Source organism: Serratia sp. T13T92 (genome assembly GCF_047530105.1).
In the GTDB taxonomy this organism is placed as follows: domain Bacteria; phylum Pseudomonadota; class Gammaproteobacteria; order Enterobacterales; family Enterobacteriaceae; genus Chania; species Chania fonticola.
The window spans coordinates 32832-54204 of sequence record NZ_JBLJAK010000012.1; the positions used below are offsets into that span (position 1 = coordinate 32832).

Annotated in this window: 16 protein-coding genes; 13 read left to right on the top strand and 3 right to left on the bottom strand. The window is 54.3% G+C overall.

Going from position 1 to position 21373, the window contains the following annotated elements:
* Positions 1 to 79: 79 nt before the first annotated feature.
* From ACMV5I_RS13505 to pckA, 5 genes are all read left to right on the top strand, one after another.
* The gene (locus tag ACMV5I_RS13505; protein WP_414824575.1) at positions 80 to 2212 is read left to right on the top strand and encodes an intracellular growth attenuator family protein; all 2133 of its coding nucleotides are present in this window, start codon (positions 80 to 82) and stop codon (positions 2210 to 2212) included.
* 84 nt (positions 2213 to 2296) lie between these two features.
* The gene (gene yrfG, locus ACMV5I_RS13510) at positions 2297 to 2977 is read left to right on the top strand and encodes a GMP/IMP nucleotidase (RefSeq protein ID WP_021807460.1); all 681 of its coding nucleotides are present in this window, start codon (positions 2297 to 2299) and stop codon (positions 2975 to 2977) included.
* Positions 2974 to 3381, top strand: a complete 408-nt coding sequence (gene hslR / locus ACMV5I_RS13515; RefSeq protein ID WP_024482747.1) for a ribosome-associated heat shock protein Hsp15 — start codon at positions 2974 to 2976, stop codon at positions 3379 to 3381. Before yrfG ends, hslR begins: the two co-directional genes overlap by 4 nt.
* 25 nt (positions 3382 to 3406) lie before the next feature.
* Positions 3407 to 4285, top strand: coding sequence for an Hsp33 family molecular chaperone HslO (gene hslO, locus ACMV5I_RS13520; protein WP_024482748.1), 879 nt, complete (start codon positions 3407 to 3409; stop codon positions 4283 to 4285).
* A gap of 200 nt (positions 4286 to 4485) precedes the next feature.
* A complete protein-coding gene (gene pckA / locus ACMV5I_RS13525; RefSeq protein WP_261288934.1) occupies positions 4486 to 6105 on the top strand; it encodes a phosphoenolpyruvate carboxykinase (ATP) in 1620 nt (539 codons plus the stop codon).
* A 186-nt stretch (positions 6106 to 6291) separates the two neighbouring features.
* Here pckA and envZ read toward each other — a convergent pair whose 3' ends face one another.
* Complete coding sequence (gene envZ / locus ACMV5I_RS13530) at positions 6292 to 7662, bottom strand: two-component system sensor histidine kinase EnvZ (RefSeq protein WP_024482751.1); 1371 nt, start codon at positions 7660 to 7662, stop codon at positions 6292 to 6294.
* The gene (ompR, locus tag ACMV5I_RS13535) at positions 7659 to 8378 is read right to left on the bottom strand and encodes a two-component system response regulator OmpR (protein WP_004709363.1); all 720 of its coding nucleotides are present in this window, start codon (positions 8376 to 8378) and stop codon (positions 7659 to 7661) included. Before ompR ends, envZ begins: the two co-directional genes overlap by 4 nt.
* Positions 8379 to 8756: 378 nt before the next feature.
* Between ompR and greB the strand changes: the two genes are divergently transcribed.
* The 4 genes from greB (at position 8757) to ACMV5I_RS13555 (ending at position 15294) form a co-directional block, all read left to right on the top strand.
* The gene (gene greB / locus ACMV5I_RS13540) at positions 8757 to 9239 is read left to right on the top strand and encodes a transcription elongation factor GreB (RefSeq protein WP_021181715.1); all 483 of its coding nucleotides are present in this window, start codon (positions 8757 to 8759) and stop codon (positions 9237 to 9239) included.
* A gap of 125 nt (positions 9240 to 9364) precedes the next feature.
* Positions 9365 to 11695 (top strand): Tex family protein, encoded by a 2331-nt coding sequence (locus ACMV5I_RS13545; protein ID WP_202810005.1) that lies wholly within the window; start codon positions 9365 to 9367, stop codon positions 11693 to 11695.
* A 171-nt stretch (positions 11696 to 11866) separates the two neighbouring features.
* Positions 11867 to 12574 carry a DUF1266 domain-containing protein gene (locus ACMV5I_RS13550; protein ID WP_121608416.1) on the top strand — a complete coding sequence of 236 codons (708 nt, stop codon included), beginning with the start codon at positions 11867 to 11869 and terminating at the stop codon, positions 12572 to 12574.
* Entirely contained in the window at positions 12571 to 15294 is a 2724-nt protein-coding gene (locus ACMV5I_RS13555) for a DUF805 domain-containing protein (RefSeq protein ID WP_414824576.1), read from the top strand. The genes ACMV5I_RS13550 and ACMV5I_RS13555 overlap by 4 nt, the downstream gene beginning before the upstream one ends.
* 51 nt (positions 15295 to 15345) lie before the next feature.
* Here the strand turns inward: ACMV5I_RS13555 and ACMV5I_RS13560 are convergent, their stop codons facing one another.
* The gene (locus ACMV5I_RS13560; protein ID WP_414824577.1) at positions 15346 to 17037 is read right to left on the bottom strand and encodes an Hsp70 family protein; all 1692 of its coding nucleotides are present in this window, start codon (positions 17035 to 17037) and stop codon (positions 15346 to 15348) included.
* Between the two features lie 300 nt (positions 17038 to 17337).
* On the opposite strand from ACMV5I_RS13560, the gene ACMV5I_RS13565 reads away from it, so the two are divergent.
* The 4 genes from ACMV5I_RS13565 (at position 17338) to ACMV5I_RS13580 (ending at position 21333) form a co-directional block, all read left to right on the top strand.
* The gene (locus ACMV5I_RS13565) at positions 17338 to 17880 is read left to right on the top strand and encodes an RNA 2'-phosphotransferase (protein WP_414824579.1); all 543 of its coding nucleotides are present in this window, start codon (positions 17338 to 17340) and stop codon (positions 17878 to 17880) included.
* 601 nt (positions 17881 to 18481) lie between these two features.
* Positions 18482 to 18706, top strand: coding sequence for a ferrous iron transporter A (feoA, locus tag ACMV5I_RS13570; protein WP_024482757.1), 225 nt, complete (start codon positions 18482 to 18484; stop codon positions 18704 to 18706).
* 75 nt (positions 18707 to 18781) lie between these two features.
* Positions 18782 to 21094: a Fe(2+) transporter permease subunit FeoB gene (gene feoB / locus ACMV5I_RS13575; protein ID WP_121608413.1), complete on the top strand. Its 2313-nt coding sequence runs from the start codon at positions 18782 to 18784 to the stop codon at positions 21092 to 21094.
* Positions 21094 to 21333, top strand: a complete 240-nt coding sequence (locus tag ACMV5I_RS13580) for a FeoC-like transcriptional regulator (RefSeq protein WP_024482759.1) — start codon at positions 21094 to 21096, stop codon at positions 21331 to 21333. Before feoB ends, ACMV5I_RS13580 begins: the two co-directional genes overlap by 1 nt.
* The last annotated feature ends 40 nt before the right edge of the window (positions 21334 to 21373 follow it).

Here is a 21373-nt window from a genome sequence, read left to right on the forward strand (position 1 = left end):
TATCTCTGGGCGGTTAACTCCGTATAATGTCTGGCTTTGCGTAAGATTGGCGGTTTCATGGGTGTAGGACGAGAATAGCATGAGCACAATAGCGTTGATATTGGCCTTAGCGCTAGCCTGCCTGATCGCTGCTGGCCTCTACTTGTGGTTTAAATTCCGCCCCCAGCCAGCCTTGGCAGGTATCCTGCCGTTCGTCAAACCTAACCACCGCAAACTGACCGCGCCAGAGCGGGCAGCTATCGAGTATTACCTCAACCAACAGAACCACCTGGGCAACAAACTGCTGTCGGGTTCCACTTCCCTGCCTTCTGCCAGGCTGGCGTTGACCGCACAGAGCGACAACGTTTACCCGATCACCCATGCCATCACCCGCTATGGTCTGGCCAGCGATGAACCCAACAACTGGCGCTACTACCTCGACTCGGAAGAGATCCATCTGCCTCCGTTCTGGGAGCAGTACATCAGCGCCGATAACCATGTCGAAGTGATCAAAACCCAGACGCTACCGCTGGTGATCTCACTCAACGGCCATTCGCTGCTGGATCATATTTACGACAGCCCACCTTCGCCGGTAGTGACTACAACCCCGACAAGGAACGCCTCCATCCGCAAAGAAGAGAGCGAACATATTGAGTTGGTGAACATTCGCAAGGAAACCCGCGAGGAACATGAGCTTAACCGGCCGAACGGCATCAAGGAAGCGGCCCTCATCTCTGCTGCCCTACTGCTGCTGTTCTTTAGCCTGATCAGTCCGGTGGTAGTGATCCCCTGGATCATTCTGGTGGCGGTGCTGATGATCGTCTGGGGCTGCTGGCATCTGTTGCGCCGCCCGAGCGAAAAAGAGCTGAAAGAGGTGCACTGTCTGCGCGGCACGCCAAAGCGCTGGGGGTTATTCGGTGAGTCCAATCAGGGGCAAATCAGTAATATCTCTTTTGGCATTATCGATTTGATCTACCCCCCGCACTGGCTGCCTTACCTGAATGCGGACCTGGGTAAAACCACCAATGTGGATATCTACCTCAACCGGCAGGTGGTACGTCAGGGGCACTATCTTTCCCTGCATGACGAAGTGAAGAACTTCCCCTTGCAGCATTGGGGCAAGAACGCCGTATTAGCGGCCAGTTCGCTCGTGGTGCTGTTGTTACTGTTAATCTACATTCCACTCAGCCTACCCGCTAAATTAAGCACCGCGTGGTTACAGGGCACACAGAAAACGGAAGTCACCAGCGTTCAGGCGCTGGAGGCCATTCCACTGCATATCGGCGATAGGCTGAAAATTCAGGGCAACGGCATGTGCTACGTTCCTTCGGGCAACAACAGCGCCACTGCGCCGAGCTTTATGCCTTTCGATTGTTCGGGGATCTACTGGAATACGGCTACCCCGCTGCCACAGCCCGAATCAGAAGTGATCGATAAAGCTGCTGCGCTGATGGCCACCATCAACCGGCAACTGCATCCAAGCGGTGCCGAGCAGAAAGTGAACCCGCAGTTGGCCAGTGCCATTGAAAAGTCAGGCATGATCCTGCTGGATGACTTTGCGGATATCGTATTGAAAACGCAGGACCTGTGTGGCACGGAGGCCGACTGTGTGCGCTTGAAGAACGCATTGGTCAATCTGGGCAACGTCAAGAACTGGGCCAACCTGGTGAAACGGGCCAAATCCGGGGCGCTGGAAGGCGTTAACGTTCTGCTGCGTCCGGTCAGTGCTGAATCGCTGGAAAACCTGAGTAACGCGGCTACCTCTGCCTTTGTGGTGCGGGAAACCCGTCAGGCCGCTGCGGCCCTCAACAGCCCACCGCCGGGCGGTTTTTTGATTACCAGTGACGAAGGCAAGCAGTTGGTGGATTATCCCTTGCCCACACAGCCGCTGAACGAATACAACTCACTCGACCAATGGAAAGAACTACAGCGTCTTAGCAGCATGTTGCTACATACGCCGTTCCGGGCAAACGGGGTGATCACCAATATCTTTGTCGATGCCAACGGCACTCGGCATATCGCCCTGCATAGTGAACCAGATATCGTGACCCTGTGGCGCTATCTTGGCACCAGCCTGCTGTTGCTGGTGTTGGTCGTCGTGCTGGGTTACAACTCCTGGCGGTTGGTACAACGCAGGCGCAAAAACCAACATCGCCTCGCCGATATCCAGCGCTATTACGACAGTTGCTTCAACCCGCAGCTCACCCCGATGTCCATACGCCCGATGGCGTAGCCTCCAACCTGCCATCCGCCTATACTAGGCTGTATGTTTTTTATCATCCGCGGGATACCGCTATCCCGCCTATGGAGTTGGTACATGGTTCCTGAGTTTGACTGGCACGATATTGATACCGTACTGCTGGATATGGACGGCACCCTGCTGGATCTTGAATTCGACAGCCATTTTTGGCTAACGCTGGTACCGCAGGCGTTGAGTGAGCAACGAGACATTCCCTTCGACGACGCCAGCAAAATCATTCACCAGGAATACCTGGCCGTGCAACACACCATGAACTGGTATTGCTTTGATTACTGGAGCGAACGCCTAGGGCTGGATATCTACCAAATGACCAGCGAAGTCGGTAACCGCGCTCGGCTGCGTGAAGATACCCAGCCGTTTTTGCAGGCGTTACGCGATGCCGGGCAGCGCACCATCCTGCTCACCAACGCGCATCCACACAGTCTGGCGGTGAAGGTTGAGCACACCGGTTTGGATCGACACCTTGATTTATTACTTTCCACCCACACATTTGGTTATCCAAAGGAAGATCAGCGTCTGTGGCAGGCCGTGCAGCAGCAAACCGGCTTTGACCCGCAGCGCACGCTGTTTGTGGATGATGGTGAACCCATTCTGGATGCCGCAAGCAAGTTTGGTATCCGCTACTGCCTTGGCGTGCAGAACCCGGATTCCAGCATGGCGAGTAAAACTTTCCAGCGTTATCCGTCGATGAGCGACTACCGCCAGTTGATACCGGCCTTGGAACGGAGGGAGCAATGAAAGCCAAAGCAACACCGGATGAGGCCGTCCGCCTGGATAAATGGCTGTGGGCCGCCCGATTTTACAAAACCCGCGCACTGGCCCGTGACATGATCGACGGCGGCAAGGTGCACTACAACGGGCAGCGCGGCAAGCCGAGTAAAGCCGTTGAAATCAATGCCGAAATCAAGCTGCGTCAGGGCAACGACGAACGCATTGTCATCGTGCTGGCCATCAATAGCCAACGGCGTGGAGCCGATGAGGCGCAACTGATGTATCAGGAAACCGAGGCCAGCATTGCCAACCGCGAGAAAGTGGCACTGGCACGCAAGATGAATGCGCTGACCATGCCGCATCCGGATCGTCGTCCGGACAAGAAAGAGCGGCGCGATTTGATTAAATTTAAATTTGGCGAGCAGGAATAATCCCTCGCCTCACTGAGAGAAAACTATGTCCAACCATGACCAATTGCACCGTTACCTGTTCGAAAACTACGCGGTGCGCGGTGAGCTGGTTACCGTCAGCGAAACCTATCAGCACATCCTGACCAACCATGATTATCCGGCACCGGTACAAAAACTGCTGGGCGAGTTGCTGGTCGCCACCAGCCTGCTGACCGCCACGCTGAAGTTCGACGGTGACATTACCGTTCAGGTGCAAGGTGACGGCCCGCTGAAACTGGCAGTGATCAACGGCAACAATCGCCAGGAGATGCGTGGTGTAGCCCGTGTCGAAGGCGAGATTGTGGCCGACAGCACCCTGCACCAGATGCTGGGTAACGGCATTATGGTGATCACCATCAGCCCGTCTGAAGGTGAACGCTATCAGGGCGTGGTGGGTCTGGAAGGTGAAACGCTGGCCCAGTGCCTGGAAGGGTATTTCCGCCAGTCCGAGCAGCTGCCAACGCGCCTGTTTATCCGCACCGGCGAAGCCGAAGGTAAACCAGCGGCTGCCGGCATGCTGCTGCAGGTGCTGCCAGCTCAGGACGGCAATGCCGATGATTTCGACCATCTGGTACAGCTGACCGCCACCATCAAGGATCACGAGCTGTTCACCCTGCCGGCCAACGAAGTACTGTATCGCCTCTATCATCAGGAAGAGGTTACGCTGTACGAACCCCAGGACGTGATCTTCCGCTGCACCTGTTCACGCCAACGCTGTGCCGATGCCTTGATCACGCTGCCAACGGAAGAAGTGGCCGATATGCTGGAACAGGATGGCAACATCGATATGCACTGTGATTACTGTGGTAATCATTATGTATTCGATGCGTTAGACATCGCCGCCCTTCACAACGGCAATGCCGACAGCAGCACCCAACTGCATTAAGCAACACCGCGGTGTGACGTGCGTCGAGTTGTGACGCACGTCAGGCCCCACCGTTTGCACGCTTGCTTTATTCCGTGGTCTACATCTCATAACGTAACTAAAAAACGTTTAATACGTTAAATATTTGATACCTATCGCGGTTACATCTCCATGGATCCCTACAATTGTCGCCAGAAATTCTGTGATCAAGGAGTAGTGACATGCGTGTTAATGGTATAACCCACCAGGATCTTGCCGCTTATGGAATTCATAACGTTGGTGAAATCGTTCACAATCCGAGTTATGAATTACTGTTTAAGGAAGAAACGGACCCTTCACTGCAAGGGTTTGAGCGTGGTGTAGTAACCAATCTGGGTGCCGTTGCCGTCGATACCGGCATCTTCACCGGCCGTTCGCCAAAAGATAAGTACATCGTTCGTGACGATATCACCCGGGACACCGTCTGGTGGGCCGATCAAGGTAAAGGCAAGAACGATAACAAACCTCTTAGCCCTGAAGTCTGGGCAGATTTGAAAAAACTGGTCACTGAGCAGCTTTCCGGCAAGCGCCTGTTCGTGGTCGATACCTTCTGCGGTGCTAACGCAGATTCCCGCCTGAAAGTCCGCTTTATCACAGAAGTGGCCTGGCAAGCGCATTTCGTCAAAAACATGTTTATCCGCCCGAGCGATGAAGAACTGCAAGGCTTTGAGCCTGATTTCGTGGTGATGAACGGCGCCAAGTGCACCAACCCGAACTGGCAGCAGCAGGGAATGAACTCGGAAAACTTCGTGGCATTCAACCTGACCGAGCGTATGCAACTGATCGGCGGTACCTGGTACGGCGGCGAAATGAAAAAGGGTATGTTCTCCATCATGAACTACCTGCTGCCGCTTAAAGGCATTGCCTCCATGCACTGCTCGGCCAACGTGGGCGAGAAAGGCGACGTGGCAGTGTTCTTCGGCCTGTCCGGCACCGGTAAAACCACGCTGTCCACCGATCCGAAACGCCAACTGATTGGCGATGACGAACACGGCTGGGATGACGATGGCGTCTTCAACTTCGAAGGCGGCTGCTACGCCAAGACCATCAAGCTGTCGGAAGAAGCCGAGCCAGATATCTATCACGCCATCAAGCGTGATGCGCTGCTGGAAAACGTCACCGTCCTGGCCGACGGTACCGTGGACTTCAACGACGGCTCGAAAACCGAGAACACCCGCGTTTCCTATCCGATCTACCACATCCACAACATCGTCAAGCCGGTATCCAAAGCGGGCCACGCTACCAAGGTGATCTTCCTGACTGCGGACGCCTTCGGCGTACTACCGCCGGTATCACGCCTGACGGCCAACCAGACCCAGTACCACTTCCTGTCCGGTTTCACCGCCAAGCTGGCCGGTACCGAGCGCGGCGTTACCGAGCCAACGCCAACCTTCTCTGCCTGCTTTGGCGCGGCATTCCTGTCACTGCACCCAACCCAGTATGCAGAAGTGCTGGTCAAGCGCATGCAGGCAGCCGGAGCCCAGGCTTACCTGGTCAATACCGGCTGGAACGGCACCGGTAAGCGTATTTCGATCAAAGACACCCGCGGCATTATCGACGCCATCCTCAACGGTGAAATCGATAAGGCTGAAACCATCACGCTGCCAATCTTCGATCTGTCGATGCCAACTGCCCTGCCAGGCGTTGATCCGGCCATCCTCGACCCACGAGCCACCTATGCCAGCATAGAGGAGTGGGAAGAGAAGGCGCACGATCTGGCGAACCGCTTTATCACCAACTTCGACAAATACACCGATACCCCGGCAGGCGCTGCACTGGTCAGCTCGGGTCCGAAACTGTAATAGCGTTGATTACCCCCTAAGCCAAGGCGCGGAATTCCGCGCCTTTTCTATTTGTGGCTGATTTGCACTTGAGGTTGATTTGAATTCGTGGCGGACTTGCACTTGTGGTCAATTTGTAGGGGCGCTGCATGCTGCGCCCGTTAATATATTGACCAGGCCACAATGCTGCGGCCTTAAGTCAGGATATCAGGCGTTCTCTTTGGCTGGCGGATTCCCGCTGGAAGTTTCTTTCTTCTCGATCGGTATTGGGAGATAGGCTCGGATACGCAGCCCACCGCGCTCGCTGGTGCCGATATCCAGCACGCCAGCATGAGCGTCAATGATGCGCTGCACGATCGCCAACCCTAACCCGGTGCCGCTGGTGCTACGCGCACTGTCGCCGCGCACAAAGGGTTGGAACAGATGCTTCAGCTCTTCCGGCTTGATACCAGGGCCATCATCCTCCACCTGGAACCAGCCGCGCTGCAGTTCTCGCCCGCTGCTGACCTTGATCCAGCCGTTGCCATAGCGCGCCGCATTCACCACCATGTTCACCACCGCACGTTTGATCGAGAGCGGATGCACATTCACCATCAGCTCACCCGGCAGAATATCGGTTTCAATCACCCGTTCGTAGCCACTTTCTGTCGCCACCACTTCGCCCAGAATGGAATTTAAATCGCAAATTTCGGTTTGCATCTCCTGGCCGGTACGCAGGTAATCAATAAACTGTTCGATGATGGCATTACATTCTTCGATATCTTTATTGATCGACTCCGCCAGATAACCGTCTTGCTCGCTCATCATTTCCGTCGCCAGACGGATACGCGTCAACGGCGTGCGCAAGTCATGACTGACCCCCGCCATCAGCAGCGTGCGATCGTCGGCCAGTAACTTCACCCCAGAGGCCATTTGGTTGAAGGCCCGGGTTACCGAGCGCACCTCAGAGGCACCATACTCACGTAGCGGCGGCGGAATAATGCCTTTGCCTACCTGTAAGGCAGCATGCTCAAGCTCCACCAGAGGGCGGTTCTGAATGCGGATAAACAGCCAGGCGCCACCTATCGCCAGCAACATAATCGCCAGGGTGTAGCGGAACAGCGGCGAGAAATCGCCTTGATGGATTTCGGTCAGCGGGACGCGCACCCAGATATCCGGCTGCAACCAGGTTTTCAGCCAGACCACCGGGGAGTTTTTATTCACCTCGACGCGGACATCGGTCGGGCCACCCAGTTGCTGCGCCATCTGCTGGCTAAGGAATTGGTAGTGTTGCGCCCAGCGCAGGCCGCTCTCTTCCGCAGCCGCGTTGGTATAAAGCGAAATGCCCAGCTCGCGGTAGATCTCGCGGCGGAACGCTGGCGGCACCTCCAGCAATGTACCGTCCTCCAGTTGCAGCCGATCGGTCATCAGCATACGAACTTCGTACGCCAATACCTTATTGAACTGCTGCAGACTGGGCAGGATGGCGAAGTTAAGCACCACCAGATAGGTCGTCACCAGGCTGACAAACAGCAAGGTGACGATCAACAGCAAAGTTCGGGCAAACGAGCTACGCGGTGAAAAGCGTAATCGCCTCATGCCTTACTGCCGTCCGGGACGAAGACGTAGCCAAGACCCCAAACGGTCTGGATATAGCGTGGATGTGCCGGATCTTCCTCAACCATGCGGCGCAGGCGCGAGATCTGCACGTCGATGGAACGCTCCATCGCACTGTATTCGCGGCCACGGGCCAGGTTCATCAGCTTATCGCGCGACAACGGTTCACGTGGGTGGCTGACCAAGGCTTTCAGCACGGCGAACTCACCGCTGGTTAATGGCATAGGTTCATCTTCACGGAACATCTCGCGCGTGCCGAGGTTCAGTTTGAATTTACCAAAGGCGATCACCGCCTCTTCCTGAGAAGGCGCACCCGGCAGTTCGTTGGCCTGGCGGCGCAGCACGGCACGGATACGAGCCAGCAGTTCACGCGGGTTGAACGGCTTAGGGATATAGTCATCGGCACCGATTTCCAGCCCGACGATACGGTCCACTTCTTCACCCTTGGCGGTCACCATAATGATCGGCATCGGGTTGCTTTGACTGCGCAGGCGACGGCAAATGGACAGCCCGTCTTCACCCGGCAACATCAGGTCTAATACCATCAGATGGAAAGACTCACGCGTCAGCAAACGATCCATTTGCTCAGCGTTGGCAACGCTGCGAACCTGGAAGCCCTGTTCGGTTAAGTAACGCTCTAAAAGCGCACGCAGGCGCATGTCATCATCGACGACCAGAATCTTGTGATTCTCTTGCATTGTCTGACTCCCAAAGGCTGTATTGCCTGATTCTAGACTGTGGCCCGCACTTATGCATTGGCACCGCTGGCGGCTATTTGGCAACAGCCTCGTATTGTTCAAAAACTCCATCATTACTGACAGCGTTTAATGGTATATATTCTAGACGAAATTGTTACAAAGCTTATTCTTTTGCCCAAATATCAACAATTTTCACTTAAACCGGAGCCGCAGATCGGTAAAAAACTTCCCGCTGCGTATGATGTACACTCTTGGCAGAAAACCGCAAGAATGGCGAATTGGCAGTGTACCTCAGGTTTATAAAAAAAACGCCAACGGATATGGTGGCCGCTTTATGCGAGAATACCCACTGCTCCTGTGATTCGATGATGGATGACAATGAAAACATTGCTGATCACCCGTGAGGGTTACAACAAGCTCAAAAAAGAACTGGATTTCCTGTGGCGTGAAGACCGCCCGGAAGTGACCAAGAAAGTCACCTGGGCCGCCAGCCTGGGCGACCGTAGTGAAAATGCCGATTACCAATACAATAAAAAGCGGCTGCGTGAGATCGATCGCCGGGTGCGTTATCTCACCAAGTGCCTTGAGCAGCTGAAAATTGTCGATTATTCGCCACAACAGGCGGGCAAGGTGTTCTTTGGTGCCTGGGTAGAGATCGAGAATGACGATGGTGATACCAAACGCTTTCGCATCGTGGGTTACGACGAAATCTTTGGCCGTAAAGATTACATCTCCATCGACTCACCAATGGCTCGCGCCTTGCTGAAAAAAGAGGTGGGGGATACGGCTACGGTTGAGACCCCGGCAGGTATTGCCTACTGGACGGTCAACGAGATCGAATATATCAAAGACGAAGAATAGTTGAGACCGTAGGGGCGCTGCATACTGCGCCCGTCAAAACCTCGGCCCTCTGGACTGGCATTTTCCCCCTGCAAAACGTATAACTATCCCCCTATCGATTATCGCTGCTAACAGATACCTGACTTATGACTGATCCACTGAGCCGCATTATTGCAACCGAACTGCAGGCCCGCCCGGAGCAAGTTGACTCCGCCATCCGTCTGCTGGATGAAGGTAATACCGTGCCGTTTATCGCACGCTATCGTAAGGAAGTCACCGGGGGCCTGGATGATACCCAACTGCGTCAGTTGGAGACTCGTCTGGGCTATCTGCGTGAACTGGAAGATCGCCGCCAAACCATCCTCAAGTCCATTGAAGATCAGGGTAAACTGACCGAACAGTTGGCGGGGGCAATCAACGCCACGCAAAGCAAAACCGAACTCGAAGACCTTTACCTGCCCTACAAACCGAAACGCCGCACCCGTGGGCAGATCGCTATTGAAGCCGGTCTGGAGCCGCTGGCAGACTCCCTGTGGCAAGATCCGCAACAGCAGCCAGAACAGCTGGCCGAAGGATTTGTCGATGCCGAGAAAGGCGTGGCAGACGTCAAAGCGGCGCTGGACGGCGCACGCTACATCCTGATGGAACGCTTTGCCGAAGACGCGACCCTGCTGGCAAAGGTGCGTGACTACCTGTGGAAAAACGCCCATCTGGTATCCAAGGTTGTCGAGGGCAAAGAAGAGGAAGGCGCGAAATTCCGCGACTACTTCGATCACCACGAACCAATTGCGCAAGTGCCTTCGCACCGTGCGCTGGCAATGTTCCGTGGCCGCAATGAAGGCGTGCTGCAGCTGGCGCTGAACGCCGATCCGCAGTTTGAAGAAACCCCGCGTGAAAGCCAGGGCGAGCTGATTATCACCAACCATCTCAACCTGCGCCTGAACAACGCGCCGGCAGATGCCTGGCGTAAATCCGTGGTTAACTGGACGTGGCGCATCAAGGTGTTGCTGCATCTGGAAACCGAGCTGATGAGCACCCTTCGTGAGCGCGCGGAAGACGAAGCGATCAACGTTTTCGCCCGCAACATGCACGATCTGCTGATGGCAGCCCCGGCCGGTATGCGCGCTACCATGGGCCTGGATCCTGGCCTGCGCACTGGCGTTAAAGTGGCGGTGGTGGATGCCACCGGCAAGCTGGTTGCCACCGATACCGTTTATCCGCACACCGGGCAGGCAGCCAAAGCCGCTGCGGTCGTTGCCGCACTGTGCATCAAACACAAGGTTGAGCTGGTTGCCATCGGTAACGGCACCGCATCACGCGAGACCGAGCGTTTCTTTGCCGAGCTGCAACAGCAGTTCCCGGACGTTAAAGCCCAGAAAGTGATCGTCAGCGAGGCCGGAGCTTCGGTGTATTCCGCTTCCGAGCTGGCCGCGTTGGAGTTCCCGAACCTGGACGTTTCGCTGCGCGGTGCGGTTTCCATCGCCCGCCGTCTGCAAGATCCGTTGGCCGAGCTGGTTAAGATCGATCCGAAATCTATCGGTGTGGGCCAATACCAACACGACGTCAGCCAAAGCCAGTTAGCCAAGAAGCTGGACTCGGTGGTGGAAGACTGTGTGAACGCCGTTGGCGTTGATCTGAACACCGCCTCCGTGCCGTTGCTGACCCGCGTAGCTGGTCTGACGCGCATGATGGCGCAGAATATCGTCACCTGGCGTGATGAGAATGGCCGCTTCAGCAACCGTGAACAGCTGCTGAAAGTGAGCCGTTTGGGGCCAAAAGCCTTCGAGCAGTGCGCGGGCTTCCTGCGCATCAACCACGGCGATAACCCGCTGGATGCGTCAACCGTTCACCCGGAAACCTACCCGGTGGTGGAACGCATTCTGGCCGCAACCCGCCAGGCTCTGCAAGATTTGATGGGCAACCCGAGCGCGGTACGCAGCCTGAAAGCCAGCGACTTTACCGATGATAAATTCGGCGTACCAACGGTCACCGACATCCTGAAAGAGCTGGAAAAACCGGGCCGCGACCCACGCCCGGAATTCAAAACGGCTACCTTCGCCGAAGGGGTGGAAACCCTCAACGACCTGCAGGTGGGCATGATCCTGGAAGGTTCGGTCACCAACGTCACCAACTTTGGTGCCTTTGTTGATATCGGCGTTCATCAGGATGGCCTGGTGCACATCTCGTCATTGGCGGACAAGTTCGTTGAAGATCCACATACCGTGGTGAAAGCCGGCGATATCGTCAAGGTGAAGGTGATGGAGGTCGATCTGCAGCGTAAGCGTATCGCACTGAGCATGCGCCTGGATGAGCAGCCGGGTGAAGGTTCACCACGCCGTGGCGGGGGCAATAATAACGCTCCAGCTCGCGATAAAAACTCACGCCCTGCAGCTAATAAGCCTAAACCACGCAACAGCACCCCGGCAGGTAACAGTGCCATGGGTGACGCGCTGGCCGCTGCATTTGGCAAGAAATAATGAGCTGAGGGGATAAACCCTTATCCCCTCCTTCGGCTGTCTCTTGGACAAACCTCCTGTTCAAGAGACATCGCTGGCTTATAGATCGTCTCTCCGTTCGGGCCCCCTACCTGACTTAATCGGCAGGCCGCTGATGCCGGTATAAAACAGGGATTTATTGGAACTTGATTGATGGAACAACAATATCAGCAATGGCTAATGGCTCTTTCAGCCCCCATGGTCGCGATAAATGCTCATACCGGCTGCACCTTTGACTCGCTAAAATATTACCCCTTCGACACCACTTTCGATTTAAAAGAAAGCTGGGGGATCACCTCGCGCTCTGGTGTGATCAATATGATATTACGCATGGTGGATGCAGGGCATGCGAGAGAGCTGGCACATTACTATTCTCTCTGGCATCGTCTCAGTCCAACGCAATGGCAGGAGCATGTGGAACAACAGTCAGTTGAAGAACAGGTGTTGATGCAAATAGTCGCTGATACGGCGGTTATTTGTGGTGATGGAGGCATCCGTTCCTGGGACCTGGGGCGGCTGAGTTTTCTTTGTCGCGTTGCTCAGCTCCATGGCTGGTTTACCGCTGAGGAAAATCTGTGGTTCCATACTCGGCTAGCACTGCGTGCCCGCCACTATTACGCGAATTGGGAAAGCTATTACGCCGCGTTTTTCGTTGGCCGAGCCTATTGGCAATCATTAAATCAGGAGACCCCTGAACAACAGCAATATGCTTTTTGCCATTACAGTGGAACGGAAAACTATATTCAGATGCAACAGCACCTCTATTGCCACGCAGATAGCCCCTTAAAAAATCTGGCCTGGCACATTGACTGCCATGAAATGGAGAAACCGGCGTCTCTGGAAGAGGTTGATTGGTCATGAATCAACGTTGCTGGCAAATATTAGGCATTGAGCCAACGGAAGATCAACAAGCCATTCGCGCCGCCTATCGCAGTAAGCTCCCCGACCATCATCCTGAAAATGACCCGAGCGGTTTTCAGCTATTACGTCAGGCTTTTGAGCACGCGCGAAAACTGGCCGAGACCCCGTTTATGCTGCGTTCTGCACAGAGTACTGAAGATGATGGTCCTCATGATGTGGGAACAGCTCAACTCGAGCAGGCCCCCGAGCCGCCGCCATCCGCTACAGAACCATTATTCGAGAGCATGCTGGCCCAATTTGATGCTCTGTTGAATACCCCCGAAACACGTTATCAGCCACAAAGCTGGCATCGCTATATCGCTCAGTTGGATCAGTACGATATTGCACTCATTGACCGGCTACGCTGGTACTTGCTCGATCGTGTTTACCACTCACCATGCATCTCTACCGACTGCGTCAGACTATTAGCAGACCGTTTGAACTGGCGGCATCGCCTGAATGAACTGGAGCAGGACGACGCTGCCCGGATGGATGATTATTTAGACTATATCGCCCGCGCCGATATCTTCGATCTTTCCACACTGTCGTCAATCAGCCTGCCTGCCCAAGTAGAAACCGTTGCCTTCTTCCGCCATGCGTATCATCTGTACTGGAATGAGCCAGAGTGGATGCTGCGTTTACTGCTGAGTAATCCATCAGTGATTTACTGGCCTGATTGCCCACGGTTGATGAAACAGCTGGCGCAATGGTACAGCCTGGCAGAAGTTCCCAGCGAAACGTTGCGGGATCACTGTTTGGCACAGCTGGAGCTGGACGCAGAGAATAGCGATTGGTTGTACCTGGCTGCCCGGCATTGTGCTTTGCTGCAGGATAATCAGCGGGCGTTTGATTATTGGCTACAGCTATATCGGTTAGAGCAACATGCGCAGGCCGAGCAAGGGTTATTGGATTGGTGCCGTGAACAACATCCAGCTTATCTACCGCTGTTGATCCAGGCTTTTGATCGGCCGGTTTACCCTGCGGCGGCAGGGATAGCGGCAGATGATGAGATGCAAGATTTCCTGACCCCGACCCAAACGGTACAGACCTTGGTACGTTGGGGAGAGGCCGCTCAGTTAAACTGGGCAGAAGTGCCGATTGCCCAGGCTTATATCTATTGGAAATCCGGTAACGGTCATGTCGGTGTGATGTATGACCAGCTAATGCTTGATGATGGTTCCGACCCACTGCGATTACTCTACCGCCACGCCTGCATGCTAACCTTGGGTAATGAAGGCCTGTTGCAGCAAATTATTGACCAACCCACACCGGCCGCTCCCCTAGAGGCCCTGATCCTGCAAGGGCTGCAATCTCAGGCGGCACAGCGGCTGGCATGGTTGAATGATTCGAGCGTCATTGCCAACTTCATTCAGTGGCTGGATGGCCCAATTGACCACCATCTGCCAGAGAGATACACCGATACTGACTCCGCTAGCTGGCATCAAGCCGTCTTCTGGCTGCGGCAATGGCGTTACCTGTCACCAGCACGATTGAACCGCTTGTATCAGGAACCGGCGTTTAGTGCACAGCTTGGCACCATCAATGACTGGTTGAATTATTTAGCTGCCGTGGACCAGATTGAGATCCCACCGTTTAGCGACGCTACCGCACCCTGGGATCAATACCGGCAAACCTGTTTACTGGTGCTATTACTCAATGGGGCGGCCGGGCATATCGATACTGTCCGTCAGATAAACCGCTTAACGCTCAGTGAACAACATCCCGTCTACGAACTGTATCCATTAATCCGGCAACTCGACCCGGCAAAGGATGACCTGGTCTGGCAGCTTGAGCAACAACTGCGGTTGGATAACCGTCTGCACTACCTTTGCTGGTTGGAATTACCCGTATCTATTAACCCGTTTTTGCTCCGCGTACAGAGCCAGTCAGAGCTGTGCAACTGCACTAATGTCGATCATTTCTATCATCGTGTTGCCAGTTGGCCTGATGAGATAGAACAGGCTCCGATAGCCGAGCAAGCCTTGCTTCACGCATTTTTACTGCGCCATGGCGACCAGTCAATACAGGACAGAAGCCGGGAGGCGCTTGAACGGTTAGACTGCGGCAATCAGGGGGAAGCGGAGCTACGGCAGGCATTGCTTAACGGTAAAAAGCCCAAAGCCCTGGGGAACTCAACGCTGTTTGCCCGGGACTCATTGCTGACCAAAATAGCTCAGGTTGGCTATCGCCTGTATGACTACGATTGGGATAAGTTGGATCAAGATGAACGTCAGCAGCTGATGGCCTGCCTGGCAGATAACCGCCTCTCCCCCATTCTGCGATTGAATGCCGGGTTATTAGTGCAGCTATCGGAGCAGCGCGTCATTGAAAAACAGCGTGCGAAAGAACAAAGACCAGACACTCGCTTCTGGCAGTTCTGGCAATTTGACCGACGCATCAACCGCCTGGGCCTGCTGGCTCAGCTGACGCTAGTACCGCTGGTGATGGTTGCGGTTTACCTACTGCTCATCAACGTGCTTTCGGCCTGGGTCATTATCGGGTTACTGCTGCTCAATACGTTCAGCGCACTGCTGCGGCGCAGTCATGATTTAAACCGTAAATACCCGGTCTTTGAGGCTGTGTTGCTGATATGCATGCCTTATCTGATCCTGCTGTATCTGCTGATCCCCGGCGTGAAGCACGCGAACCAATATGGCCCGCCGCCAGGAGAAAAACGCTGAGGATTGTGGCGTGAGGAACTGCCCCCAACGTTTTATGGGGGCAGTTGACGTTCAGAAACTCATCTCGTCCAGAAAACGTTCCAGCCGCAGGCGTATGGGCTGGATTTTTTGCTCCTGCTGGCTAACCAACACCGCTTCAAACTCCTGCAACCACAAACCGATCTGCATACGCTCATCCCCCAGTGACTGCGCCCAGGCTTTTTCCAGCCGAGCCTGCAAGGTACGGTTAGACAGCGTATCGCGTGGATGCACTTTTAGCTCCTGCAAACGCTGCTGACTTTGTTTTCGCTGTTCCGGGCTCAGGCCAATGGGGCTGTGGTCGATCACTTTTGAGAAGGAATCACCACTGTCTGGCAGATGGACATCAACCTCTAACAGCCCATTGATATCGTAACTGAAACGAACGTCCAGTGATTGAATATGGCCGTTAGGCTTTACCGGCACGGTAAACTCATCCACCAGGATATTGTTGTCAACATGTGGGCTTTCACCCTGATAGATCGCTATCCGGATCGCCTTTTGCTCCACATGCGTCGTGGTGAAACTTTCAACCCGTGAAGTCGGGACCACGGTATTACGTTCCAGAATTGGTGAGAAAATCCCATGTCGATCCGCATTCGAGGTAGCGATGCCCAGCGTATAGGGGCAGACATCCGTCAGGATCACTTCGTCGATATTCTGATCGCGCAGGCGGCAGGCGGCATGTACTGCGGCACCTAGCGCTACGATGGTTCTGGGATCGAGGTGCTGATGCGGCAACTGACCAAATAGCTTCACCACCAGTTTTTGGATGGTGTTCAGCTTAGTGGCTCCGCCGACCAATACCAGGTGATCCATCTGCTGCGGTTGCAAACGAGCATCGTGCAACACCTGTTCAATCGGTGCGCGCAGGCGATTAAGCAGCGGCAGCCAGATCTCCCCTGCTTTACGTTCATCCAGCTCTATTTCCCATTGCCGGTCCTGCCATTGCCAATGCAGTTGATGCGAGCCCTGTTGCTGATTAAGTTGGCATTTCCACTGCTCGACGCAATCATACAACCGTGCCATATCATGGGGCGCGATCTGCGAGGCGTTCAGTTGCCATTCGTTGAGGCAGGCTTTAATGATTGCCTGGGTAAAATCTTCACCGCCAAGATAGTTATCACCCGCCGAAGCGTGCACCTCAATCAGCGGCAGATCATATTCCAATACCGTGACGTCAAAAGTGCCCCCGCCCAGGTCAAACACCAAAGTACGGCCAACCCCTTGAGTGTGCAGGCCATAGGCCATTGAAGCCGCAGTCGGTTCATTAATCAGCCGTACCGCATTTAAACCGGCCAGTTCGGCGGCAAAGCGGGTCTGCTTGCGTTGCTCATCGCTAAAATAGGCAGGTACCGAAATCACCACGTCGCGGATCGGCTGGCCAAGAAAACTCTCTGCGTCAGATTTCAGTGATTTCAGCACGATGGCCGATAGCTCTGGGGCGTCAAACGTCTGTTGATCCAGTTTGAATTTCTTCTTGCTACCCATGTAACGTTTAAACAGCGCTGCCGTCTTTTGTGGGTGGGTCGTCAGGCGAGATAACGCAGAGCGGCCAACCAATATTGCCCCATCTTCATCAATGCTGACGACAGAGGGGGTAAGAAATTCATTGAGCGCGTTGGGGATCAAGCGCGACTCCCCGTCTTGCCAGACACTGATCAGGCTATTGGTGGTGCCTAAATCGATGCCGATTGCCGGGGTAGCGTCATGCTGCTGTAACATCGTCCTGACCTCGTAGAGAAGGATGCTTGTCGCGCCTGATGCTGTTAGTAAAATCGTATTAAGCGCGACAACGTAGTCCATGATGGGTTTTTTATATCGTTTGATATTAGCATGATGGTATTAGGTAGCTCATCGCCATGGAATTTATTTGCTTGAAAGTCATGTTCTACTTTAGCCAATCAATGCGCTAGCTCGGGGATGACATCCCGCCTAACGTGGCTTTACCAAAATTGCTCCCTTCATTGACACCAGCCATAGAATACCCAGTAATATGCGGATACCAACAACAGGGAATGTAAAATGAATAGTCAAAATCAAGACGTAAGTAAGTTTTTAAGCTATGTATTACGCCACCAACCAGAATCTATCGGTTTAACGCTGGATAGTGAAGGATGGGCAAACATCGACTCGCTTATCACCTGTGCAGCTAAAAAGGATAGGATACTTGACCTGCCACTAATAAGATCGGTTGTAGAGAACAGCGACAAGAAGCGCTTCTCTATTTCTGATGATGGTGGTTATATCCGCGCGGTACAGGGGCACTCCGCAAAACAGGTTGATATCAACTACGAGGAACAGACCCCGCCACAGTACCTTTACCATGGCACGGCAACACGTTTTATCGATTCAATTCATCAAGACGGATTGCTCGCAGGCTCCCGTCAATATGTGCATCTATCCGCCGATATCACTACAGCGACCGCCGTTGGCCAACGGCATGGCAAGCCTGTTGTGTTAACCATCGATGCTTTGGCAATGTACCAAAATGGCTTTAAATTTTATCAGGCTGATAACGGAGTCTGGTTGACGGCAACTGTGCCGGTGAAGTTTATTGGTGAGTGATGGTGGATATGAAAGCATTTTTGCCAGTTGCCCTTCTAGCGCCACTGGTAGCGGCGCACGACAATTTTGACCTGCCGCAATAAAATGGCGATTTTTTTGTCACCCTGTTTCGCGTCATCGCTTCCAGCCCCCATACCGGTAAAAATGCCCCGTTGTTAACACCCTTATTAACACCGCCCTTTCAGGCCGTCGATTGTGCCGTAAACACAAATACTTACCCCTCTCATTTACAGCAGGCGATGTTGCCAGATCTGCGCCACAAAACTTTCAGCCACGCCAATAGAGCTACAACTGTTTCATTACCGCAAGGAAATGCACAAATTTGCAACTTAATTAACCTTTTGCACTCATTTGCAGTACGTTTGGCTTAGTGCTAAAACTAGGGCTGGCAAGGCGTCCATTGCAGATATGACAGCATTTACAATTGCCCATACATTCCGTATTGAATACGATAATTGTTATCACTATGATTCTGTGTATTCATGGCTCTGTTTTTGGCTCGGCTCTCCTGGCCCCATACACCTTTTCGCAGGTAGTCTGGGCAGCAAATGTTCTGAAGGTGGCATTCCCGTGGGAATTCCCAACTCATTGAGAAGGCAATATGCAGCTGCTTCCTAAACATACCTATAAAATCACCGGCTTCTCCAGCGAGATCAGCCCGGCCTACCGCCAGAAATTGCTGTCGCTTGGCATGCTGCCCGGCTCGCAGTTTGACGTAGTCCGCGTGGCACCGCTTGGCGACCCGATAGAAATAAAGACTCGCCGCGTTAGCCTGGTACTGCGGAAAAAAGATTTAGACCTGATCCTGCTAGATAGCCAACCGTAACGCGCTGTCCCCGCCTCAGGCAGTTGCCGTGTGCAAACGCGGCCGATACTTAATTTACTGATATCACGTTGGTTTATGAAAAAAATCACTATTGGCTTAATCGGTAACCCGAACTCGGGCAAGACGACGCTGTTCAACCAGCTCACCGGGTCGCGCCAGCGGGTCGGTAACTGGGCTGGGGTGACGGTTGAGCGTAAAGAAGGCCAGTTCACGACGCCGCAGTCACAGGTCACGCTGGTGGATTTACCTGGCACCTACTCACTCACCACCATCTCCGAACAAACCTCGCTGGATGAGCAGATCGCCTGTCATTACATCCTGAGCGGCGATGCGGATATGCTGATCAACGTGGTCGATGCCTCCAACCTGGAACGCAACCTCTACCTGACGCTGCAACTGCTGGAGCTGGGTATTCCGTGCATCGTGGCCTTGAACATGCAGGATATTGCCAAGAGCCAGAATATTGAGATCGATGTCGCCGCCCTGGCCGAGCGCCTTGGCTGTCCGGTGGTATCCATGGTTTCTACCAAGGCCGACGGCATTGGCCTGCTGAAACAGACCATCGATAATCATCGCTTCAATCAGTTAAAAGCGCTGGTGGCCTATCCGCCGCTGCTGCTAGACGAAATCACTACGCTGACCGAGGCCATGCCTCAACAATTGCCCACCGAACAGCGGCGCTGGCTGGCCCTGCAAATGCTGGAGGGCGACATCTACAGCCATCAGTTGGCCGGGAAAGCCACCGAGCTGCTGGCACATTCCAGGTTAGCGCTGCAACAGCAGCAGCAGGAAGATCCCGCGCTGGTGATTGCCGATGCCCGCTACCAGTCGATCGCCACTATCTGCGATGCGGTCAGCAACGCCAAGCTGGCGTTGCCAAACCGCCTGACGGAGGTACTGGATCGGGTGATCCTCAACCGCTGGCTGGGGGTGCCAATCTTCCTGCTGGTGATGTACATCATGTTCGTATTGGCGATCAACATCGGCGGCGCACTGCAACCAATCTTCGATCTCGGTTCGGCGGCCATCTTTATTCAGGGCATCCAGTGGGTCGGTTATACCCTGCATTTCCCGCAGTGGCTGACCGTCTTCCTGGCGCAGGGCGTGGGCGGCGGTATCAATACCGTGCTGCCGCTGGTTCCCCAGATCGGCATGATGTATCTGTTCCTGTCATTCCTGGAAGACTCCGGCTATATGGCTCGTGCGGCATTTGTCATGGACCGCCTGATGCAGGCGCTCGGGTTGCCGGGTAAATCCTTTGTGCCGCTGATCGTCGGCTTTGGCTGTAACGTGCCATCCATTATGGGCGCACGCACCTTAGATGCCCCACGCGAACGCCTGATCACCATCATGATGGCCCCTTTTATGTCTTGCGGTGCACGTTTGGCAATTTTTGCCGTATTCGCCGCGGCCTTCTTCGGCAAGGATGGCGCGGGGGTGGTGTTCTCACTGTATATGCTTGGCATCGTGGTGGCGATCCTCACCGGTCTGGTGCTGAAATACACCATCATGCGCGGCGAAGCATCGCCGTTTGTGATGGAGCTGCCGGTTTATCACGTGCCGCATCTGAAAAGCCTGCTGCTGCAAACTTGGCAACGCCTGAAGGGCTTCGTGTTACGCGCCGGGAAAGTGATCGTTATTGCCAGCATCTTTATTGGCGGCTTGAACAGCTTCTCGTTCAGCGGCCAGCCGGTAGACAGCATCAATGATTCAGCGCTGGCCTCAGTCTCCAAGGTGCTGACTCCGCTGTTGCAACCCATGGGCGTACACAGTGATAACTGGCAGGCGACCGTCGGGCTGGTGACAGGGGCGATGGCCAAAGAAGTGGTAGTTGGAACGCTCAACACGCTGTACACCGCAGAGAACATCACCAATGAGCACTTCGATGCCGCCAACTTCAATCTGCTTGATGAACTCGGTGCCGCCGTCAATGAGACCTGGCAGGGCCTGAAGAACACCTTCAGCCTGAGCGTACTCTCCAACCCTATCGAAGCCAGCAAGGGCGATGGTGAGATGGGCGTGGGCTCAATGGGTGTCATGAGTAGCAAATTTGGCACTTCAATCTCTGCCTACAGCTATCTGATTTTCGTGTTGCTGTACGTTCCCTGCGTCTCAGTGATGGGAGCCATTGCACGTGAATCCAGCCGGGGTTGGATGACCTTCTCCATCCTGTGGGGACTGAACGTGGCCTATTCGCTGGCAACGCTGTTCTATCAGTTCGCGACCTTCAGCCAACATCCGCAATACAGCGCGACGGCGATCCTGATCGTGCTGCTGTTCAATGCGCTGGTGCTATTGGGCTTGCGCAAGGCACGGAGCCGCGTAACGATCCGCTTGCGTAGCGCCGCCTCGGCGTCCTGTTGTCAAAGTTCGGGTGACTGCCACTAATGGCCAGCCTGCTGCAAATCCGTGATGCGCTTGCCCTACGGGGCAGCGCTCAGGCACAACAGCTGAGTCAACAGTTGGCAACACCCTTGCCATTGGTAGAGGCAATGCTGCAACGTTTGGCCGCGATGGGGAAAGTTGAACGTATTGAGCTCGATAGCAGTGAATGCCTGAGTGGCAGCTGCAAAAGTTGTCCGGAAGGGCTGGCTTGTCAAACGGTGATTTATCGTTTGAAGGAGTGAATACAGGGGCGCAATAGTTTGCCTGCGCCCCCGCACTTGA

What these genes read in the sequence shown, in the direction of transcription:
- ACMV5I_RS13565 (WP_414824579.1), top strand. Translation starts at nt 17,338, where the DNA reads ATGAATAGTCAAAATCAAGACGTAAGTAAGTTTTTAAGCTATGTATTA.
- yrfG (WP_021807460.1), top strand. Translation starts at nt 2,297, where the DNA reads ATGGTTCCTGAGTTTGACTGGCACGATATTGATACCGTACTGCTGGAT.
- ACMV5I_RS13545 (WP_202810005.1), top strand. Translation starts at nt 9,365, where the DNA reads ATGACTGATCCACTGAGCCGCATTATTGCAACCGAACTGCAGGCCCGC.
- greB (WP_021181715.1), top strand. Translation starts at nt 8,757, where the DNA reads ATGAAAACATTGCTGATCACCCGTGAGGGTTACAACAAGCTCAAAAAA.
- envZ (WP_024482751.1), bottom strand. Translation starts at nt 7,662, where the DNA reads ATGAGGCGATTACGCTTTTCACCGCGTAGCTCGTTTGCCCGAACTTTG.
- pckA (WP_261288934.1), top strand. Translation starts at nt 4,486, where the DNA reads ATGCGTGTTAATGGTATAACCCACCAGGATCTTGCCGCTTATGGAATT.
- hslO (WP_024482748.1), top strand. Translation starts at nt 3,407, where the DNA reads ATGTCCAACCATGACCAATTGCACCGTTACCTGTTCGAAAACTACGCG.
- ACMV5I_RS13560 (WP_414824577.1), bottom strand. Translation starts at nt 17,037, where the DNA reads ATGTTACAGCAGCATGACGCTACCCCGGCAATCGGCATCGATTTAGGC.
- ACMV5I_RS13555 (WP_414824576.1), top strand. Translation starts at nt 12,571, where the DNA reads ATGAATCAACGTTGCTGGCAAATATTAGGCATTGAGCCAACGGAAGAT.
- ACMV5I_RS13505 (WP_414824575.1), top strand. Translation starts at nt 80, where the DNA reads ATGAGCACAATAGCGTTGATATTGGCCTTAGCGCTAGCCTGCCTGATC.
- feoB (WP_121608413.1), top strand. Translation starts at nt 18,782, where the DNA reads ATGAAAAAAATCACTATTGGCTTAATCGGTAACCCGAACTCGGGCAAG.
- ACMV5I_RS13580 (WP_024482759.1), top strand. Translation starts at nt 21,094, where the DNA reads ATGGCCAGCCTGCTGCAAATCCGTGATGCGCTTGCCCTACGGGGCAGC.
- hslR (WP_024482747.1), top strand. Translation starts at nt 2,974, where the DNA reads ATGAAAGCCAAAGCAACACCGGATGAGGCCGTCCGCCTGGATAAATGG.
- feoA (WP_024482757.1), top strand. Translation starts at nt 18,482, where the DNA reads ATGCAGCTGCTTCCTAAACATACCTATAAAATCACCGGCTTCTCCAGC.
- ompR (WP_004709363.1), bottom strand. Translation starts at nt 8,378, where the DNA reads ATGCAAGAGAATCACAAGATTCTGGTCGTCGATGATGACATGCGCCTG.
- ACMV5I_RS13550 (WP_121608416.1), top strand. Translation starts at nt 11,867, where the DNA reads ATGGAACAACAATATCAGCAATGGCTAATGGCTCTTTCAGCCCCCATG.